The sequence below is a fragment of the Pseudomonas sp. B28(2017) genome (genome assembly GCF_002113025.1).
GTDB lineage: Bacteria > Pseudomonadota > Gammaproteobacteria > Pseudomonadales > Pseudomonadaceae > Aquipseudomonas.
Genome location: NZ_NEJH01000003.1, coordinates 525,962 through 544,584 on the forward strand (window position 1 = coordinate 525,962; position 18,623 = coordinate 544,584).

The 18,623-nt window shown below is 60.8% G+C and carries 14 protein-coding genes; 5 read left to right on the top strand and 9 right to left on the bottom strand.

Annotated elements, in window-relative coordinates:
• Positions 1-105 precede the first annotated feature (105 nt).
• Positions 106-1,170, top strand: a complete 1,065-nt coding sequence (gene fba, locus CAF65_RS11740) for a class II fructose-bisphosphate aldolase (RefSeq protein ID WP_007981624.1) — start codon at positions 106-108, stop codon at positions 1,168-1,170.
• A gap of 183 nt (positions 1,171-1,353) precedes the next feature.
• Here the strand turns inward: fba and CAF65_RS11745 are convergent, their stop codons facing one another.
• A complete protein-coding gene (locus tag CAF65_RS11745; RefSeq protein ID WP_085716424.1) occupies positions 1,354-2,022 on the bottom strand; it encodes a polysaccharide lyase family 7 protein in 669 nt (222 codons plus the stop codon).
• 323 nt (positions 2,023-2,345) lie between these two features.
• Here CAF65_RS11745 and CAF65_RS11750 point away from each other — a divergent pair, with 323 nt between their 5' ends.
• Genes CAF65_RS11750 through CAF65_RS11760 form a run of 3 tightly spaced genes read left to right on the top strand, consistent with a single transcriptional unit; the run spans position 2,346 to position 5,368 of the window.
• The gene (locus tag CAF65_RS11750) at positions 2,346-4,469 is read left to right on the top strand and encodes a bifunctional diguanylate cyclase/phosphodiesterase (RefSeq protein ID WP_085716425.1); all 2,124 of its coding nucleotides are present in this window, start codon (positions 2,346-2,348) and stop codon (positions 4,467-4,469) included.
• Between the two features lie 45 nt (positions 4,470-4,514).
• Positions 4,515-5,021 carry a M48 family metallopeptidase gene (locus CAF65_RS11755; protein WP_085716426.1) on the top strand — a complete coding sequence of 169 codons (507 nt, stop codon included), beginning with the start codon at positions 4,515-4,517 and terminating at the stop codon, positions 5,019-5,021.
• Between the two features lie 50 nt (positions 5,022-5,071).
• On the top strand, positions 5,072-5,368 hold the full coding sequence (locus CAF65_RS11760; protein WP_085716427.1) for a helix-turn-helix domain-containing protein: 297 nt from the start codon (positions 5,072-5,074) through the stop codon (positions 5,366-5,368).
• A 124-nt stretch (positions 5,369-5,492) separates the two neighbouring features.
• On the opposite strand, the gene CAF65_RS11765 is transcribed toward CAF65_RS11760, so the two are convergent.
• On the bottom strand, positions 5,493-5,945 hold the full coding sequence (locus tag CAF65_RS11765) for a GNAT family N-acetyltransferase (protein ID WP_085716428.1): 453 nt from the start codon (positions 5,943-5,945) through the stop codon (positions 5,493-5,495).
• 257 nt (positions 5,946-6,202) lie between these two features.
• On the opposite strand from CAF65_RS11765, the gene CAF65_RS11770 reads away from it, so the two are divergent.
• On the top strand, positions 6,203-6,940 hold the full coding sequence (locus tag CAF65_RS11770) for an ABC transporter substrate-binding protein (protein WP_085716429.1): 738 nt from the start codon (positions 6,203-6,205) through the stop codon (positions 6,938-6,940).
• Between the two features lie 72 nt (positions 6,941-7,012).
• Here the strand turns inward: CAF65_RS11770 and yccS are convergent, their stop codons facing one another.
• The 7 genes from yccS to betA form a co-directional block, all read right to left on the bottom strand.
• Positions 7,013-9,196 (bottom strand): YccS family putative transporter, encoded by a 2,184-nt coding sequence (yccS, locus tag CAF65_RS11775; RefSeq protein WP_085716430.1) that lies wholly within the window; start codon positions 9,194-9,196, stop codon positions 7,013-7,015.
• Positions 9,197-9,417: 221 nt separating this feature from the next.
• Positions 9,418-10,596, bottom strand: a complete 1,179-nt coding sequence (locus CAF65_RS11780; RefSeq protein WP_085716431.1) for an NAD(P)/FAD-dependent oxidoreductase — start codon at positions 10,594-10,596, stop codon at positions 9,418-9,420.
• Positions 10,597-10,744: 148 nt separating this feature from the next.
• Positions 10,745-12,082 (bottom strand): ATP-dependent RNA helicase DbpA, encoded by a 1,338-nt coding sequence (gene dbpA / locus CAF65_RS11785; RefSeq protein ID WP_230853210.1) that lies wholly within the window; start codon positions 12,080-12,082, stop codon positions 10,745-10,747.
• 105 nt (positions 12,083-12,187) lie between these two features.
• Positions 12,188-13,615, bottom strand: coding sequence for a multidrug transporter subunit MdtD (gene mdtD / locus CAF65_RS11790; RefSeq protein WP_085716432.1), 1,428 nt, complete (start codon positions 13,613-13,615; stop codon positions 12,188-12,190).
• Positions 13,616-13,741: 126 nt separating this feature from the next.
• The gene (locus CAF65_RS11795) at positions 13,742-15,079 is read right to left on the bottom strand and encodes a TldD/PmbA family protein (RefSeq protein ID WP_085716433.1); all 1,338 of its coding nucleotides are present in this window, start codon (positions 15,077-15,079) and stop codon (positions 13,742-13,744) included.
• Positions 15,079-16,521 (bottom strand): TldD/PmbA family protein, encoded by a 1,443-nt coding sequence (locus CAF65_RS11800; RefSeq protein WP_085716434.1) that lies wholly within the window; start codon positions 16,519-16,521, stop codon positions 15,079-15,081. The genes CAF65_RS11795 and CAF65_RS11800 overlap by 1 nt, the downstream gene beginning before the upstream one ends.
• Positions 16,522-16,821: 300 nt before the next feature.
• Positions 16,822-18,522, bottom strand: a complete 1,701-nt coding sequence (betA, locus tag CAF65_RS11805; RefSeq protein ID WP_085716435.1) for a choline dehydrogenase — start codon at positions 18,520-18,522, stop codon at positions 16,822-16,824.
• Positions 18,523-18,623 lie beyond the last annotated feature (101 nt).

The window sequence follows — 18,623 nt, forward strand, 5'->3', positions numbered from 1 at the left end:
ATTCGCAGCCCGGGCTTAACCCCCGATCTGCAATAACTTGAATAGCCGCCGCCGCTACGGCAGGCTGGCACGATTAACGACCCTCAACCGGGAGAGATACACACAATGGCACTTATCAGCATGCGCCAGATGCTGGACCACGCAGCCGAGTTCGGCTACGGCGTTCCAGCCTTCAACGTCAACAACCTTGAGCAGATGCGCGCCATCATGGAAGCCGCTGACAAGACTGACTCCCCGGTGATCGTCCAGGCTTCGGCCGGTGCTCGCAAATACGCCGGTGCACCGTTCCTGCGTCACCTGATCCTGGCAGCCATAGAAGAGTTCCCGCACATCCCGGTGTGCATGCACCAGGACCACGGCACCAGCCCTGACGTCTGCCAGCGCTCCATTCAACTGGGCTTCAGCTCGGTGATGATGGACGGCTCCCTGGGTGAAGACGGCAAGACCCCGACCGACTACGACTACAACGTCCGTGTGACCCAGCAGACCGTGGCCATGGCCCACGCCTGTGGCGTTTCGGTAGAAGGCGAGCTGGGCTGCCTGGGTTCGCTGGAAACCGGTATGGCCGGTGAAGAAGACGGCATCGGCGCCGAAGGCGTTCTGGATCACAGCCAGATGCTGACCGACCCGGAAGAAGCCGCTGACTTCGTAAAACGCACTCAGGTTGATGCCCTGGCCATCGCCATCGGTACCAGCCACGGCGCCTACAAGTTCACCAAGCCGCCTACCGGTGACGTGCTGGCCATCGACCGCATCAAGGAAATCCACAAGCGCATTCCGAACACTCACCTGGTGATGCACGGTTCGTCTTCGGTTCCGCAAGAGTGGCTGGCGATCATCAACCAGTACGGCGGCGACATCAAGGAAACCTACGGCGTACCGGTTGAAGAAATCGTCGAAGGCATCAAGCACGGCGTACGCAAGGTCAACATCGACACCGACCTGCGCCTGGCATCCACTGGCGCCATGCGTCGCCTGATGGCCACCAATCCGAGCGAATTCGACCCGCGTAAATTCTTCGGCGCCACCGTGACCGCCATGCGCGACGTGTGCATCGCTCGCTACGAAGCCTTCGGTACTGCCGGCAACGCTTCGAAGATCAAGGCGATCTCGCTGGAAGGCATGTATCAGCGTTATCTGAAGGGTGAGTTGAACGCTAAGGTCAACTAAGCCTTTCGCGTTTGAGACCCACAAAAAACCCGCAGAAATGCGGGTTTTTTGTGGGCGGTGATTCATGTTCAGCGGCGATCATTGTGGGAGCGAGCCTGCTCGCGAAAGCGTCAGGCCAGTCAATATCAATGTTGAATGTCACGGCGCATTCGCGAGCAGGCTCGCTCCCACAACGTTCTAACATTACTTGTTGTGATCGATATCCAGCCTGCTGAAGGTCACTTTCCCGCCTTCAGTGGTGTATCCGGTGTTGTCCTGCACATAGACCCCGGCCTTGAAGTACAGCGGTTTTTCGCGCCAGCTTGTGCTGATTTGCGTATCCCACTGATAGCCGGCCGCGCTGATGCCCAACGCACCGCCGGGGCTGAGGTGAATGAGATAGTTGAACTCCTGATCGAGTTTCACCCCCGTCGCCACGACGATCACCCGGCCCGCATCGTCATCGGGATGCATCCGGACCTTGGCGACGATGTTGCCGGTGGCTGTACTGGTCTTGTATTGGTATTCGACCTTCACCAGCGGTTTCTGGCTTTGAAAGGCATGGATCTGGCCGATGACGATTTTCCCGGAACTGGGCACCTGGTTAACGGCCAGCGTGGCATGCAACAAATTATCGGCATCCGGGTAATACCAGTTGTGCAACGTGCCGTTGCTGTAGGTTTCACGCAGTTCGGTGCGCGGATAAATCGCGTTCTCGGTACGGGAGCCGGTCACGGGCGACCAGAAAAACAACGTGCCAGTGTCGGAATGGAAGTATTGATCCTTGAAACCATTCACCAACTTAGAGGTTTCGACGGTGTACGGCGGGCTGCCGACGGGGACGCTGAGGTTCCAGGTTGCAAGATCGATCATGTTGGTTCTTCCACTTGATTCATGCTGCACGGACGTGCCAGAGGCTCTAACCCGCACCTTCGGGGCGGCCTTTATAAGCGTAGCGGGAGATTTTGTTAACGCCCGCCTGACAGGTGGCTGACGTCAACATCCTGTCGAAGCGACATCTTTCCCGATTTCCATCGGCCTGAACCATCGACCGTTAGTCGGTAAAAAGACACTATGATTAAATGATGGCTCACTGACACCTTCTGCTTTTGCAGAACCGGGTCTAGAGTGAAAGCACAGTATTTGTCCGGTTTTCACGAGAAGCCGGTCTGACGCCCCGCAATTAGAGAAGCAGCATGGAATGCGCGCAACCCACGCCAGTAGAAGGCAACTCAACCCTTTTAGTCGTCGACGATTACCCCGAAAACCTGATCAGCATGCGCGCATTGTTACAGCGCCAGGACTGGCGGGTCATTACTGCCGCCTCGGGTTTCGAGGCCCTCGGCTTGTTGCTTGAACACGATATCGACCTGGTAGTACTGGACGTGCAGATGCCGGGCATGGACGGTTATGAAGTGGCGCGCCTGATGCGCGGTAGCCAGCGGACCCGCCTCACGCCGATCATTTTCCTGACCGCCAACGAACAGTCCCTGGACGCGGTGATCAAGGGCTATGCCAGCGGTGCGGTGGATTACCTGTTCAAGCCGTTCGACCCACAGATCTTCACGCCCAAGGTCCAGGCATTGCTCGAACACCAGCGTAACCGCCGGGCCTTGCAGCGCCTGAGTCATGATCTGGAATCCGCTCGTGCCTTTAATGCGTCGGTGCTGGATAACGCTGCCGAAGGCATTCTGGTATTGGGTGAGGACGGTCTGATTCGTTTTGCCAATCCGGCAATGTCGCGGTTGCTCAATGCCACGGTGCAGGAACTGCAAGGCAAGGAATTTCTGGACTACCTGCAAAAGCCGCATATCCCGATCTGGGCCGATTCCGAGTTGCTGGCCGGATACAAGCGCGGCGAAACCCTGCGCCTGCACGATGCCCTGTTGCGTACGGCGCCCGGCCAGCAGGTGCCGGTGGCCTTGTCCTGCGCGCCGTTACCTGTCGAGCAACATGCGATGGTAGTGACCGTGCTGGATATGTCGGTGGTGCGTCATCTGCATCAGCAACTGGAATTTCAGGCGGTCACCGATCCGCTGACCGGGTTGCTCAACCGCCGGGGTTTCTACCAGACCGTAGAGAACCTGCTGTTGCGCGGTGAGCGTTCCGACAGTGTCTGGGTTTTGATGTACCTGGACCTCGACGGTTTCAAGCGCGTCAATGATTCGCTCGGACACGATGCCGGCGATCGGGTGCTGCGTTGGGTCTCCGAACAGTTGAAGGCCTGCTTGCGGTCCTTCGACATTCTGGCGCGGATGGGCGGCGACGAATTCACCGCGCTGCTGGATCTGGAGTTCCCTGAGCAGGCGGCGAAAATTGCGGAAAAAATCATCGAACGAGTGTCGATCTGTCAGCAGATCGACGGCCTCGATATCGCCCTGGGTGCCAGCATCGGCATCGCCACATTCCCTGATTGTGGCGCCAATCTGGACGGGATGCTGCGCGCGGCCGACATCGCCATGTACGAAGCCAAGCGTGCCGGTCGCCAGCAATATCGCTTCTACGATCACGATATGAACGGCCGGGCGCGCTCGCGGTTGATGCTGGAAGAAAGTGTGCGCGCAGCCATCGAGAACCGGGATTTCAATCTGGTGTATCAGCCTCAGGTTGGGATTGCCGACGGGCGGATTCGTGGCTTCGAGGCCTTGTTGCGCTGGCAGCATCCGAGCGTTGGCGATGTCCCTCCGGGGCTGTTTTTGCCACTGCTGGAAGAGGCGCGGTTGATCAGTCGTCTGGGCAGCTGGATCTACTATTGCAGTGCCGGGCAACGCAAAGCCTGGGAGACTCTGTTTGCCGAGGATCTGGTGCTCGGCGTCAGTTTGAGCCGTACGCAGTTCGGCATGCCCAACCTGGTCACTGAGCTACGCCAGGTGCTGGAGCGCCATGGCTTGCAACCGCATCATCTGGAAGTCGAGGTCACGGAAGAGGCCTTGATGCACAACCCCGAAGAAACCCGCAAGCAATTGCGCCTGCTGCACAATCTGGGCGTACGCGTGGCATTGGATGACTTCGGGGCCGGGCCGTGTTCCCTGTCGCACTTGCGCGACCTGGCGCTGGATACCCTCAAGATCGACCGGCATCTGATCGCCCGGTTGCCGGAGTCGATACGGGATGCGGCGCTGGTGCGCAGTGTGATCGACCTGTGCAGACAGTTCGGGATGCTGGTGATTGCCGAAGGGGTGGAAACCGTCGCGCAGTATGAATGGCTGAAGGCCAACGGCTGTGAATATGTGCAAGGCTTCCTGGTGGCCCGGCCGATGATGGCCGAAGACACCGGACGGTTTGTCCAGCCGTTTGACTGGAGCGCGCTACCCCGCTGAATTCGCTACACTGGCGACCTTTTAGTGACGTGTATTGCCGCCCCGATGACCGTGTTGAAATATCTCCAGGCCTATCCTGCTACCTTGCAGGCTCAGGTGCGCCAGCTGATCGCCGACGGTCGGCTGGGCGATTACCTGAGCCAGCGTTACCCGCAAAAGCATGGGGTGCAGAGCGACAAGGCGCTGTACACCTATGCCCTGGACCTCAAGCAGGAGTACCTGCGTAATGCTCCGGCCATCGACAAGGTGCTGTTCGACAACCGCCTGGACTTGACTCACCGTGCCCTTGGCTTGCACACCACGATCTCCCGGGTGCAAGGCGGCAAGCTCAAGGCAAAGAAGGAAATCCGCATCGCTTCGCTGTTCAAGGAAGCGCCGTCCGAGTTCCTGAAAATGATCGTGGTGCATGAACTGGCGCACTTCAAGGAGTCGGACCACAACAAGGCGTTCTACAAACTGTGTGAGCACATGCTGCCGGGTTATCACCAAGTGGAATTCGATGTGCGGGTGTACCTGACCTGGCGGGACTTGCCGGCGCCGGCAGGCGCGTAGTAACTGCCGCAGGCTCGGGCTGCGGCCGGACGATTTTTCAGGAGCGTTGGATGGACGTAAGCAAGACCAAGAGCAGCTTCTATCGCCGGTTATATGTGGCATACCTGATCGACAGCGGGCTGGCCAGCAACGTCCCGGCGCTGACCGACGTCACCGGCATGCCCCGGCGCACGGCACAGGACACCATCGCGGCGTTGGCGGATCTGGATATCGTTTGTGAATTCGAGCAGGAGGAGGGCGCGCGCAACCATGCGGGGCGCTATCGGATTCGTGAGTGGGGTGCGATCGATCGCGGGTGGATCGAGCGTAACCTGCGGCAGATCAAGGCGGTGCTGGAGTATCCCTGAAGTCTTTCAGTGATTTAACTGACGCTTTCGCGAGCAAGTCGAATCGTCGCACCGCCGCTCCCACAGTTGATTTGAGTTGTGAACACAATCCTGTGTGGGAGCGAACCTGCTCGCGAAGAGGCCCTCAAGGGCGACGCATCCCGATGTGTGGAATGCCATCCTCCATATATTCCTCGCCCGCCACGACAAACCCGTACCGCCCGTAATACCCCTGCAAGTGCGCCTGGGCCGAGAGGTAGATCGGCGTTTCCGGCCAGCGTTCTTCAATCTGCTTCAACGCCTGCTCCATCAACTCATGTCCAAGCCCGGCGCCTCGTGCGTGTGGAGCAATGATCACCCGACCGATCACTACGTCCCCGCCTTGCAGTTCCGGGTCGAGCAGCCGCAGGTAGGCTACCAGTTGATTGCTGTCCCAGGCCATCAAGTGGCAAGTGTCACCTTCCAGGTCCTGGCCATCCACATCTTGATAAGCGCACTGCTGCTCGACGACGAACACCTCGGCGCGTAGCTGCAAAATGGCGTAGAGCTGCTCCTTGCCCAGGTCGCTGTGGTGTTTGCAGATCCAGTCGACTGTCATGTTTTGATTCCCTGAAAACGTCGTTCCGATACTAAGCGCACTCACGCCAGAAGTCTTTATGGCGGAAGAATCTGTGACATAGGCCAAAATGCCATCATTCATTTCTCGCACGGATGTCTTCTTTGTGTAATCTGGATCGAAGCGCTGTGCTGTGGCTTCGATGAGCTAACGTTTAGCACCCGGGTCTTGCCGGTACGGGGCCTTGGGGTTTTGGCTGAAAACACGTCGGGCAATCCGCCCGCTAAGGATTTTCTGGCATGCCGCGATTGCATCGAGCTTTTGCCTTGATTGGATTGCTGTTGCTGGTTCAGGGAGCGGCGGCAGAAAAACTGCGATTGGTCGCTGATGCCTGGCCCCCCTTTACCGACTCCACGCTCGTCAACGGTGGTCTGGCCACGGACATTGTCAGTACCGCGCTCGCCAGGGCCGGCTATGCCAGTGAGTTCGAACAGGTGCCTTGGGCGCGGGCCTTGATGGGATTGGGCGAGGGTCGATACGACGTGCTGGTCAATGCCTGGTACAACGACGAGCGTACAGAACTCGGCCAGTTTTCCGGCGAGTACCTGCTCAATCGCGTGCGTTTTCTCAAGCGCAAGGACGCGCCCATCGAGTTCAACAACCTGCAGCAATTGCACACGTATCCGATTGCCATCGTGCGCGGTTACGCCTATTCGCCTGCGTTCGACAAGGACGACTCATTGCAGAAAGTCCCTGTGCACAGCTTCGCCATGGCCGTGCGCATGGTCGCGGCCGACCGGGTCAAACTGACGCTGGAAGATGAGTACGTTGCCCGCTACTACCTGGCCCGCGAGTCACCCAAGGTACGCAACGCCGTGGAATTCCTGCCCAAGGCTTTGAGCGAGAACAGCCTGCACATTCTGGTCAGCCTGAAGAATCCGCAGCATGAGCAAATCGTCGCCGGTTTTGACCGAGAGATCGCGGCCATGAAGGCGGACGGAAGTTATGACAAGTTGATGCGCCAGCATGGGATGTGAGTGGACTGATCCGGATTCTGTACTGTTGCTGATGGCCTCTTCGCGAGCAAGCCCGCTCAGACACCACAGATCTCAATCCTCACTCGTATCCTTGATCAAATGCGCCGCCAATGTCCGCAACGGCCCGAGCTGACGGCAAATCAGTGCCAGTTGCGTCTGCACCAGTCGCTGGCCTTCATCGATTTCATCAGGCATCTGTTCCAGTTCATTGGCCAGTGCTTCTTCTTCATCGCTCTGAATCGCAATCGAAGACTTGCTCGCCAGCCCTTGGGCGATCTCGTCGATGCTGGTGGCCAGTTTCACCCCGGCCCCCTCGATCAGGTGCTCGCGCACGCCCGCCGGCAGTTGGGTTTCCCGGTGCGCGCCCAGGCCCGACAGGTAACTGAGTAGCGTGTGGGACAGCACCAGGAAGCGAAAGCCCACATCCGCCTCCTTTCGGAAATGCCCAGGCTCCATCAGCATGTTGGCCAGTGTGGTCGACAGTGCCGCGTCGGCGTTGTGCGCGTTGCGGCGGGCCAGGCGGTAGGCCAGGTCGTCGCTTTTGCCCGCAGCGTATTGCTGCATGATCTGGCGCAGGTAAATGCTGTTGCAGGCCAGGGTGTTGGCCAGCACTTTGTTCAGGCGCCGCCCCTGCCAGTCCGGCAGGAACAGGAACACCGCCAGCCCGGCGATCAGGCTGCCGAGCAAGGTATCGAACAACCGTGGCAGGAACAGCCCGTAACCGTCACCCACCTGGTTGAAGCAGAACAGCACCATCAAGGTGATTGCCGCTGTCGCCAGGGTGTAGCGGGTGGTGCGGTTGGTAAAGAACACCACGCCGGCGGCAATGGCGAAACAGGACTGGATCAGCGGGTTCGGGAACAGGTCGAACAGCGCCCAGGCCAGGGTCAGGCCGATGGCGGTGCCGATGATCCGTTGACCGAGTTTGCGGCGGGTGGCGCCGTAGTTCGGTTGGCAGACGAACAGCGTAGTGAGGATGATCCAGTAGCCTTGGGACGGGTGAATCAAATGCACCATGGCGTAGCCGATGCTCAAGGCCAGGGGCAATCGCAGGGCATGGCGGAACAGCAGCGAGGTCGGCGTCAGCTGCGTGCGCAAGCGAAGCCACACGTCCTTGAGGTTGCGCGGCGAACGGTCAAGCAAGCTGCTGTCGGTGGCGTCGGCCAGGGCGTCAGGGTTGCTCGCATCGCTGAGCAAGCGGTCGAGGGTGCCGAGGTTGGCCGCCAGTGCCCGCAATGAACGCAGCAAGCCGCGCCAGGCCGGGTTGCTCTGGATGCGCAGGTGTTCGAGGGAGGCATCCAGGTCGCTCAGGGCTTCGGCGAAACCGGCATCGTAGGTGAACGATTGACGCATCTGGATCGACTCGGCCAGGGTCCGGCAGGCTTTGCCTTGCTGGCGCAACAGGCGCTGGCAGCGGAACAGCACGTCACTGTGGAAGAAGGCCTCGGCCAGGGCGTTGTAAGGGTAGTGTGAAGAGCTGGCGCGTTCGTGGATGTCCTGGGCGAGGAAGTACAGTTTCAGGTAGCGGCTGACTTTCGACCCTGGTCGGCCGTTACCGACCCGGTGCAGGATGATCTCCTTGGCGGCATTCAGTGCCGCCACCACCCGGCCGTTCTGCTGGGCCAGTTCCAGGCGCCGCGCCTCCACGTCCATCTGTCGGACCGGCTCGAACAGCGAGGATTTCAACTTCAGGTAGAAACCCAGTTCGCGGAACAACCGCGCCAGGCTCTGCTGCACCGGCTGATTGGAAAACAGCGCCTGCCACAACACCGAGAGCAGGCCGTACCAGGCAGCGCCGGCCACCAGCAGCACCGGCTCATGCCAGACATCGGTGACCGCACCGCCACGCTGATCCACGCCGATCATGGTGTAGACCGACAGAATCAACGTCGCCGAGGCTATCGCACCATAGCGCTCGCCGAGGGCGCCGAGCATGGTCAGGCAGAACGCGGCCAGGGCGAAGGCGATGATAAACAACGAGGGATAGGGGAAGAGCAGTTCGACAGACAGGGCGGCAACGGCGAAACACACCAGCGTCACGGCCAGCGCGTTGAGACGGCCCTGCCAGCTGTCGTCGGTCTCGGCCAGGGCGCTGGCGATAATTCCCAGGAACAGCGGGATCAGCAGGCCCATTTCGTCCTGATACCAACACAGCGCCATGGTGCCGGTCAGGGCGATGAATACCCGCACACTGTAGCTGAACTTATCCAGCGCCCAAAGGCGACGCAGAGACTGGCGGAATGAAGTCGATGACATGAAATGCGAAGGCCTTCCGAGGCAATGACGCTAAATTGAGCCACTAATGACGCCGACGCAATGGCGCCGATCACATCAGACAGCAAAATCTGTTCCTTTTCATACACTACAGACCACTGTGGGAGCGAGCCTGCTCGCGAATGCAATCTGTCAGTTAACCTTTATGTTGACTGACACACCGCTTTCGCGAGCAGGCTCGCTCCCACAGGAATTGCGTTGAATCAGACGTATTGCGCAGCCGCGTACCCCGACGCCCAGGCCCACTGGAAGTTGAACCCGCCCAGATGCCCGGTCACGTCCAGCACTTCGCCGATGAAGTACAGTCCCGGGCTTTTCAGCGATTCCATGGTCTTGGACGACACTTCATTGGTATTGACGCCGCCCAGGGTCACCTCGGCGGTGCGATAGCCTTCGGTGCCCGCCGGCACGACTTTCCAGCTCGCCAGTTTTTCCGCGACATCGGCCAGTTCGGCGTGGGTGTACTGCTTCATCGGTTTGGAGACGAACCAGTTGTCCGCCAGCAGGTTGGCCATCTTCTTGGTGAAAATTTCCCCGAGCAGGGTTTTCAACTCGCTGTTGGGACGCTCGGCCTGTTGCTGTTGCAGCCAGCCCGGTACGTCGTGATCCGGCAGCAGGTTGATCTCGACGGTATCGCCGGACTCCCAGAACGACGAAATCTGCAAAATCGCCGGGCCGCTGAGGCCGCGGTGGGTGAACAGGATGTTCTCGCGGAAGCTCTGGTCGTTGCAGCTCACCAGGCAATCCACCGACGTACCGGACAACTCGGTGCACAACGCCTTGAGCTGGTCGGTGATGGTGAATGGCACCAGGCCTGCGCGGGTCGGCAGCAGCTCGTGGCCAAACTGCCTGGCCACCTGGTAGCCGAAACCGGTGGCGCCCAGGGTCGGAATCGACAGGCCGCCGGTGGCGATCACTAGCGATTCGCAGGTGATCTGGCCCATCGTGGTGTCCAGCAGGTAGCCCTTCTCAAGCCTCTCGATGGTCTGGATCGAGGTGTCCAGGTGCAGGCTGACGCCGACCTGATCGCACTCGGTCAGCAGCATTTCGAGGATGTCGCTGGATTTGTTATCGCAGAACAACTGGCCGAGTTTTTTCTCGTGGTACGGCACGCCATGCTTGGCCACCATACCGATGAAATCCCATTGGGTGTAACGGGCCAGGGCTGATTTGCAGAAATGCGCATTCTGCGAGAGGAAATTGCCCGGCTCTGTGTACATGTTGGTGAAATTGCAGCGGCCACCGCCCGACATCAGGATTTTCTTGCCGGCCTTGTTGGCATGGTCAAGCAGCAACACCTCGCGCCCGCGCCCGGCGGCGGTCAGTGCACACATCAACCCTGCGGCGCCAGCGCCAATGATCACGACTTCGGTAGAGCGCAAAACGGTGTCCTCTTGATGTATCAGCACAAAACAGACCTGTAGGAGCAAGCATGCTTGCGATGGTCGTCAACGATAACGCTGGCTGTCTGATGCCCAGCGGTTTTGATCGTCCATCGCGAGCATGCTCGCTCCTACAGGGGGCGTGTTGTTACAGGATGCGCACGCGCAACGAACGGCCCTTGATCTTGCCGTCGTTCAGGCGTTGCAAGGCCTGCTTGGCGACGCCGCGCTCCACGGCCACATAGGCCTGGAAGTCGAAAATCGCGATCTTGCCGACCTGGGCACCGGGGATACCGGCGTCACCGGTCAGTGCGCCAAGAATGTCGCCCGGACGAACCTTGTCCTTACGGCCGGCAGCGATGCACAGGGTGCTCATCTGCGGCAGCAGCGGGCCGCCGCCCTTGGAGGTGAGGTTGTCCACCTGATCCCAGGTCAACGGCGTCTTCTGCAATTGTTCGATGGCTTGTGCACGCTGCGCTTCGGACGGCGCGACCAGGCTGATGGCCAGGCCTTTCTCGCCGGCACGGCCAGTACGGCCGACGCGGTGGATGTGGATTTCCGAATCACGGGCCAGTTCGACGTTGATCACCATGTCCAGCGAGTCGATGTCGAGGCCGCGGGCGGCGACGTCGGTGGCGACCAGCACCGACGTACTGCGGTTGGCGAACATCGCCAGCACCTGGTCGCGGTCGCGCTGTTCCAGATCGCCGTGCAGGCCGACGGCGGAAATGCCTTTGGCAGTCAGGTGATCGACGGTTTCCTGGACCTGTTGCTTGGTGAAGCAGAAGGCTACGCAGGACGCCGGGCGGAAGTGGCCAAGCACCTTGGTCACCGCACTCATGCGGTCGTCCGGGGAAATCTCGTAGAAGCGCTGCTCGATCTGCGTGTCGTCGTGGAACGCCTCGGCCTTCACCTGCTGCGGATTGCGCATGAATTTCGAGGCCAGCTGTTTGATGCCGACCGGGTAGGTGGCGGAGAACAGCAGGGTCTGGCGACGCTCCGGGGCCTGCATGATGATTTCTTCGATGGAGTCGTAGAAACCCATGTCGAGCATGCGGTCGGCTTCGTCGAGGATCAGGGTGTTGAGGCCGTGGAGCACCAGCGAACCCTTGCGCAGGTGCTGCTGGATGCGCCCCGGCGTGCCGACGATGATGTGCGCGCCGTGTTCCAGCGAAGCGATCTGCGGCCCGAGGGACACGCCGCCGCACAGGGTCAGGACTTTGATGTTGTCTTCGGCACGGGCCAGGCGGCGGATTTCCTTGGCGACCTGGTCAGCCAGTTCGCGGGTCGGGCACAGGATCAGCGCCTGGCAACCGAAGTAGCGCGGATTGATCGGGTTCAGCAGGCCGATGCCGAACGCAGCGGTCTTGCCGCTGCCGGTCTTGGCCTGGGCGATCAGGTCCATCCCCTTGAGGATCACCGGCAAGCTTTGCGCCTGGATCGGCGTCATCTGGGCATAACCGAGGGAGTCGAGGTTAGCCAGCATGGCGGCGGACAGCGGCAAAGTATTAAATTCGGTGGCGATGGTGGTCACGGGACTGGCCTGCAAAACAAAATGTCGCGCAGTGTACCAGTCCGATGGCCATTCGCCCTAAGGTTCGATGTGCTGTTCCGGACGTTTGACACGCCGTCCGTCTTGCTTTGAGAGCTGGGAAAAGATCGTCGCGGCCAACATTGCCATGATTCCCACAGTCACAAACGTCAGCTGAAACGCACCCAGGACCGTGTCTACACCGTCGTTTCCGATCTCCGCCGTGAACCCGCCCAGCAGCGCGCCCGCACACGCAACCCCCAGGCTCAGGGACAATTGCGCGACCACCGACAGCAAACTGTTCCCGCTGCTGGCGCTGGCGTCGTCGAGGTCGATCAGGGTCACGGTGTTCATCGCGGTGAACTGCAAGGAGTTGATCGCGCCAAGGATCGCCAGCAGGCACAGCAGCAGCCAGTACGGCGTCTGCTCGCTGACCAGGCCCATGCTCGCCAGCATGATGCCCAGCGCCAGGGTGTTGCCGGTGAGCACGATGCGGTAGCCCAGACGCTCGATCAGCGGCCGCGCCACCCATTTGGCGATCATCGCCGCCGCCGCCAGCGGCAGCATGCTCATCCCGGCCTGGGACGGCGAGTAACCCAGTGCCACTTGCAGCAACAACGGCACCAGAAAGGGCAGGGCGCCGCTGCCGAGGCGGGCGAACAGGTTGCCGAGAATGCCCACGGCAAAGGTCCGGGTCTTGAACAGCGATGGCGCAAACAGCGGATTCTCGATATGACCGGCGCGCAGCCAGTACGCCGCCAGGCAAGCCATGCCGCCGAACAGCAGCAACATCACCCGCAGGTGCGGCAGGTGCAGTTCGCCCAGGCCTTCCATGGCGATGGTGATCAGAATCATCGCCGCGCCGAACAGCACGAAGCCCAGGCTATCGAAACGGGTGCGCTCGGAGCCGCGCAGGTCCGGGATGAACTTCCACACGGCGTAGCAACCGACCAGCCCCACCGGCAGGTTGATCAGGAAGATCCAGTGCCAGGTCAGGTATTGCACCATCCAGCCGCCCATGGTCGGGCCGATCAACGGGCCGAGCAGCCCGGGAATGGTGATGAAGCCCATGATCCGTACCAGCTCCGAGCGCGGGTAGGCACGCAACACCACCAGCCGCCCGACCGGCAGCATCAGAGCACCGCCCAGTCCTTGAATCACCCGCGCGCCGATCAGCATGCTCAGGCTGCTCGACAGTGCGCAGAGCAGCGAGCCGAGACTGAACAGCAGGATTGCGCTGAAGAAGATTTTCCTGGTACCAAAACGGTCGGCGATCCAGCCTGAAGCGGGAATCAGCAAGGCGACCGTGAGCATGTAGGCGATGATCACACCCTGCATGCGCAATGGGTCCTCGGCCAAGTCGCGGGCCATGGCCGGCAGGGCAGTGTTGAGAATCGTCCCGTCGAGGGACTGCATGAAAAACGCGATGGCGACGACCCACGGCACCCAGCGGGCGGTGACGGCGTCGAGAGGTGGGCGGTTGGGCATGGAACCTCTTGTCAGTGTGAATCAGGGCGTCCGTGGTGACTTCTTCGCGAGCAGGCTCGCTCCCACATGGACGGTGAATAACCTGTGGGAGCGAGCCGGCTCCGGGCGGCGTTCCGACGAAGCTTTTTACAGGGTCAACGTCAACCGGCTGACCAGCGCCCCCGGCAGCAGCGCCGACGCCGTCGCCCGCTGGCTATAGGTGCTCGCCGACAGCAACAACTCCCGCTCCGCGGTCAACGCTTCCAGCTGCGAACCGAGCAGGCTGAAGGCGCTGTCATCAAAGCGCATGGTGCTGACCGGCGCCTGAATCTCGCCGTTCTCGACCCAGAACGTGGCAAAGCGGGTCATGCCGGTCAGGCGTGCGGCCGGTTGATCCGAGAAATTCAGGTACCACAGGTTGCTGATGTACAACCCCGTGCCCAGTTGCTTGAGGATGTCAGTGTCAGGCAATAGCCCGGCTTTCATGTTCAGCGCGCTCGGCGATTCACCGCCGCTGGCGCCATTGGCAGTCAAACCGTATTCCGCCGCGCTGCGCGAGCTGACCAGTTGTGCCCCGGCCTTGCCATCGACGATCAACCCCAGGTCACTGCGTGGATAACCCTCATCGGAAAACGCCGGGCTCAGCGAGCCGCTGACTTTTTCATCCAGCGAGACCAGCGGGCTGAAAGCGCTGTCGCCACCGTAGAGCTTTTGCAGCGGGCTGCTTTTGCTGGCAATCGACTGTGCCGAGAAACCACCCCAGCACAGCATGCCCATGATTTCTTCCAGCGCCGCCGGTGCCAGGTAGGCACGGTACTGGCCGGGCGCCAAAGTACGCAGCGGCTGCCCCAGAAATTCAAGCTGCTCGCGGGCTTGCCGGAAGCGCTTGGCAAAGCCTTCGCTGCTCCAGTCGTGCCCGGCGTAGCTGGCTTTCACGGCCTGGCCGTTCTCGTGGAACAGGCTGAAGTCGAAATTGAAACTGTTGGCCTGATGCCAGCCGAAGGCACCCGAAGAACTGGCAAAGCCACGGCTGATCGGCCCGGCAGCGTAGAAACCGACAAGATCCAGTCCTTCGGCGGCCCGGGTAATCTGCGCGACCACCTGCTCGGTGTCCGGCAATGGATGCGACTGTACGTTGTTGCTCTGCCAGCCATTGTGGTTGAGCAGCAAATAAGGATCCTGAGGCAGCAACGGCAAGGTTTCCCGCAGCTGTTGCAGGCCTTCGGTCAAGCGCTGCAGATCAACCTGGGGATCGCCGGTCAGGGTGATGTTCAGGTCGGCATGGCGGCCTTCATTGATCAGCTTCAGGCCGATACTCGCCTGCTGCACCTGACCGGCCTGACGCACCTTGGCGTGATTGAAGCGCACGAAGGCCGACGACTCGGCGGCGTAGCTGAGGGTGAACTGCTCGGGTTCGCGAAGCGCTCCACGCAGGCTGTTGACCAACGCCTTGAATGACGCGGACGAGCTGTTTGAAGGATTCATCAGGCGTCTCCTCCGAATACATCAACATTGCTGAACACGCAGGCCGGTGACGCGTGGCCGACGCGGATCACCTGGTTCGGTTCACCCTTGCCGCAGTTCGGTGTGCCGAGGACCTTGAAGGTACTGACATCGCCGACGGCGCTGAGGCTTTTCCAGAACTGCGCGGAGATACCCCGGTAATTAGGGTTTTTCACCACGCCCTTGAGTTCGCCGTTTTCGATCAGTTGGCCCCATTCGCAGCCGAACTGGAATTTGTTGCGTGCATCGTCGATCGACCAGGAACGGTTGGTCGACATCAGCACGCCGTGTTCGATGCCGCCGATCAGTTGTTCAATGGACTGATCGCCCGGCTCGATGTTGAGGTTGGCCATGCGGTCGATCGGCGGACGGTTCCAGCCGCAGGCACGGCTGTTGGCGACGCCCTCCATGCCGGCACGGAATTGCGAAAGCGCGCCGCCCAGCGGACGCAGCAACAAACCTTCGCGGATCAGGAACTGCCTGGTGGCGGGCGTGCCGTCGTCGTCATGGCCGTAGCTGGCGAGTTCCTCGGGGATCTCCGGGTCGAAGGTCACGTTGAGCAGGCCGGAACCGTATTGCAGACGGCCAAAATCTTCGGCTTTGACGAAACTGGTGCCGGCGTAATTGCGCTCGTCACCGAGGATGCGGTCCAGCTCCAGCGGATGGCCGATGGATTCATGGATTTGCAGCATCATCTGGTCGGGCATCAGCAGCAGGTCGCGCTTGCCTTGCGGGGTGTTTGGCGCCAGCAGCAATTGCAGGGCCTGATCGGCCACCTGGGCACCGGCACCGATCAGCCCGCAGCGGCTGATGACGTCCGCCGCGCCTTGCTGGCCGAAATTCTCGCGACCCAGGCTGCGGGTCTGGCTGTCGTTGCCGTCGTAGGCCGTGACATCCAGGCCGGGGTACACAAAACGTTGGGCCTGGCGCAGTTCAGCACCTGCGCTGTTGAGGTAAATCTGCTGGACGTGGGTGATACCCAGGCTGACTTGCCAGTTCACCAGGCGCTCGTCCTTCGGCACGGCGGCGGATTCGGCGCCGAGTAACGCATAGCAGTCGCTCAGGGACGGGAAGGCCTGGTCGAGGTTGGGCGAAAAGTAATCGGCGCGGTCGCTGGAAACAGCCTGCTCGCGCAGGTCCAGCAAGGCGTGGGGCTTGAGTCGACGGGCCTGGAATTCGGCGCGTTCGAGGGCGGCTTGCAGGCCTTTTTGCGACAAATCACTGGTCGCCGCATAGGCCTCCACGCCATTGACCCGCACCGTCAGCATCGCCCCTTCGTCACGGCTCAGGCTCGGCGGTTCGGCGACGTTTTTGCGCACCGACAGGTACTGCCCGGATTCGCGCACATAACGCAGGGAAAAGAATTCAGCACCCGTACGCAAGGCAGCGAAGCGCTGCTTGAGCTGGGGGTAGAAATCGAACATTCGTGAACCTCCTGGGTATGGAGTGGCAGCGCAGCGGTGTTGCGAGAGAAGAGGTGAAACGTTTGCGTGGCGCTAGAGTAGGCCTGCGTGGGGGGTGGGATCAAGGATGGGGCGGTGTGGGAGGGGATTACTGTGTTGTTCTCAGGGCCTCTTCGCGAGCAGGCTCGCTCCCACATTTGATTTCCGGTGTTCACAGATATTGTGTTCACTGAAGATCCTCTGTAGGAGCGAGCCTGCTCGCGAATAGCCTTGATGCGGTGTAACGGTGTAACGGTGTAACGGTGTAACGGTGTAACGGTGTTACGCGGTTTGGCTCACTTCCCGCACCGGCTTGCCCTTCACCGGCGCTCCACCCGCCACATAGTAAGTGGCTGTGCTGCGCGGCAACGGCTTGCGACCACGGATCTTGTCGGCGATTTTCTCGGCCATCATGATCGTCGGCGCGTTGAGGTTGCCGGTGGTGATGATCGGCATGATCGAAGCATCGACCACACGCAGGCCTTGCATGCCATGCACGCGACCCTGGCCATCGACCACGGCCATTTCGTCGGTACCCATCTTGCACGAGCAGGACGGGTGGAACGCGGTCTCGGCGTGTTCGCGGATGAACTTGTCCAGTTGCTCGTCGGTTTGCACCTCGATGCCCGGGCTGATCTCGCGGCCACGGAAGGCGTCCAGTGCAGGTTGCTGCATGATTTCACGGGTCAGGCGAATGCCGTCGCGGAATTCCTGCCAGTCCTGCTCGGTGGCCATGTAGTTGAACAGGATGCTCGGGTGCTGGCGCGGGTCCTTGGACTTGACCTGGATACGCCCGCGGCTTGGCGAACGCATGGAACCCATGTGCGCCTGGAAGCCGTGCTCTTTCACACCATTGCTGCCGTTGTAGTTAATTGCCACCGGCAGGAAGTGGTACTGGATGTTCGGCCATTCGAATTCCGGACGGGTACGGATGAAACCGCCGGCTTCGAACTGGTTGCTGGCGCCGATGCCGGTGCCGTTGAACAGCCATTCGGCTCCGATGGCCGGCTGGTTGTGCAAAAGCAGCGACGGGTACAGCGACACTGGCTGGGTGCAGGCGTATTGCAGGTACAGCTCAAGGTGATCCTGCAGGTTTTCACCGACACCCGGCAAATCGTGGACTACCGGAATGTCGAGGCTTTCCAGCAGTTTTCTCGGACCGACGCCGGAGCGTTGCAGGATCTGCGGCGAAGCGATGGCGCCGGAGCACAGCAGCACTTCCTTGCGCGCTTTGACTTCAACGCGCTCCTCAGCGGCGCCGACCAGATAACGCACGCCGACCGCGCGCTTGCCTTCGAACAGGATCTTGTCGGTCAGGGCGTGGGTGACGATGGTCAGGGTCGAACGCTTTTTAGCTGTGTCCAGGTAGCCGCGAGCGGTGCTGGAGCGACGGCCTTTAGGCGTCACGGTACGGTCCATCGGGCCGAAACCTTCCTGCTGGTAGCCGTTCAAGTCTTCGGTACGCGGGTAACCAGCCTGCACGCCCGCTTCGACCATGGCGCTGAACAGCGGGTTGTTGCCAGCTTTCGGCGTGGTCACGCTGACCGGACCGTCGCCACCGTGGTAATCGTTCGGGCCGATGTCACGGGTTTCCGCCTTGCGGAAATACGGCAGGCAATCAAGGTAGGTCCAGTCTTCCAGGCCCGGCAGTTTCGCCCAGCCGTCGTAGTCCATGGCGTTGCCGCGGATGTAGCACATGCCGTTGATCAGCGAAGAGCCGCCGAGGCCCTTGCCGCGACCGCACTCCATGCGGCGACCGTCCATGTGTGGCTCCGGATCGGTTTCGTAGGCCCAGTTGTAGCGACGGCCTTGCAGCGGGAACGCCAGGGCGGCCGGCATTTGTGTGCGGAAGTCCAAACGGTAGTCCGGGCCGCCGGCTTCGAGCAGCAGGACGGTGACGCCTGCGTCTTCGGTCAGACGGGTCGCCAGGGTGTTACCGGCGGAGCCGGCACCGATGATGATGTAATCGAATTCTTGGGACATTGAATGCACCCTCTTTGAAGTTGGTCAGGTCAGGCCATGGCGAGTGCTGCGCACTCGATTCGCGGGCAAGCCCGCTCCCACGGGGTCGGGGTGACCACAGA

Excerpts from the sequence above, each read along its gene's own strand:
- CAF65_RS11765 (WP_085716428.1), bottom strand. The coding sequence starts at position 5,945 with ATGACAGTCGACTGGATCTGCAAACACCACAGCGACCTGGGCAAGGAG.
- betA (WP_085716435.1), bottom strand. The coding sequence starts at position 18,522 with ATGTCCCAAGAATTCGATTACATCATCATCGGTGCCGGCTCCGCCGGT.
- CAF65_RS11745 (WP_085716424.1), bottom strand. The coding sequence starts at position 2,022 with ATGATCGATCTTGCAACCTGGAACCTCAGCGTCCCCGTCGGCAGCCCG.
- dbpA (WP_230853210.1), bottom strand. The coding sequence starts at position 12,082 with ATGCTGGCTAACCTCGACTCCCTCGGTTATGCCCAGATGACGCCGATC.
- CAF65_RS11760 (WP_085716427.1), top strand. The coding sequence starts at position 5,072 with ATGGACGTAAGCAAGACCAAGAGCAGCTTCTATCGCCGGTTATATGTG.
- mdtD (WP_085716432.1), bottom strand. The coding sequence starts at position 13,615 with ATGCCCAACCGCCCACCTCTCGACGCCGTCACCGCCCGCTGGGTGCCG.
- CAF65_RS11800 (WP_085716434.1), bottom strand. The coding sequence starts at position 16,521 with ATGTTCGATTTCTACCCCCAGCTCAAGCAGCGCTTCGCTGCCTTGCGT.
- CAF65_RS11755 (WP_085716426.1), top strand. The coding sequence starts at position 4,515 with ATGACCGTGTTGAAATATCTCCAGGCCTATCCTGCTACCTTGCAGGCT.
- CAF65_RS11795 (WP_085716433.1), bottom strand. The coding sequence starts at position 15,079 with ATGAATCCTTCAAACAGCTCGTCCGCGTCATTCAAGGCGTTGGTCAAC.
- CAF65_RS11750 (WP_085716425.1), top strand. The coding sequence starts at position 2,346 with ATGGAATGCGCGCAACCCACGCCAGTAGAAGGCAACTCAACCCTTTTA.
- CAF65_RS11770 (WP_085716429.1), top strand. The coding sequence starts at position 6,203 with ATGCCGCGATTGCATCGAGCTTTTGCCTTGATTGGATTGCTGTTGCTG.
- fba (WP_007981624.1), top strand. The coding sequence starts at position 106 with ATGGCACTTATCAGCATGCGCCAGATGCTGGACCACGCAGCCGAGTTC.
- yccS (WP_085716430.1), bottom strand. The coding sequence starts at position 9,196 with ATGTCATCGACTTCATTCCGCCAGTCTCTGCGTCGCCTTTGGGCGCTG.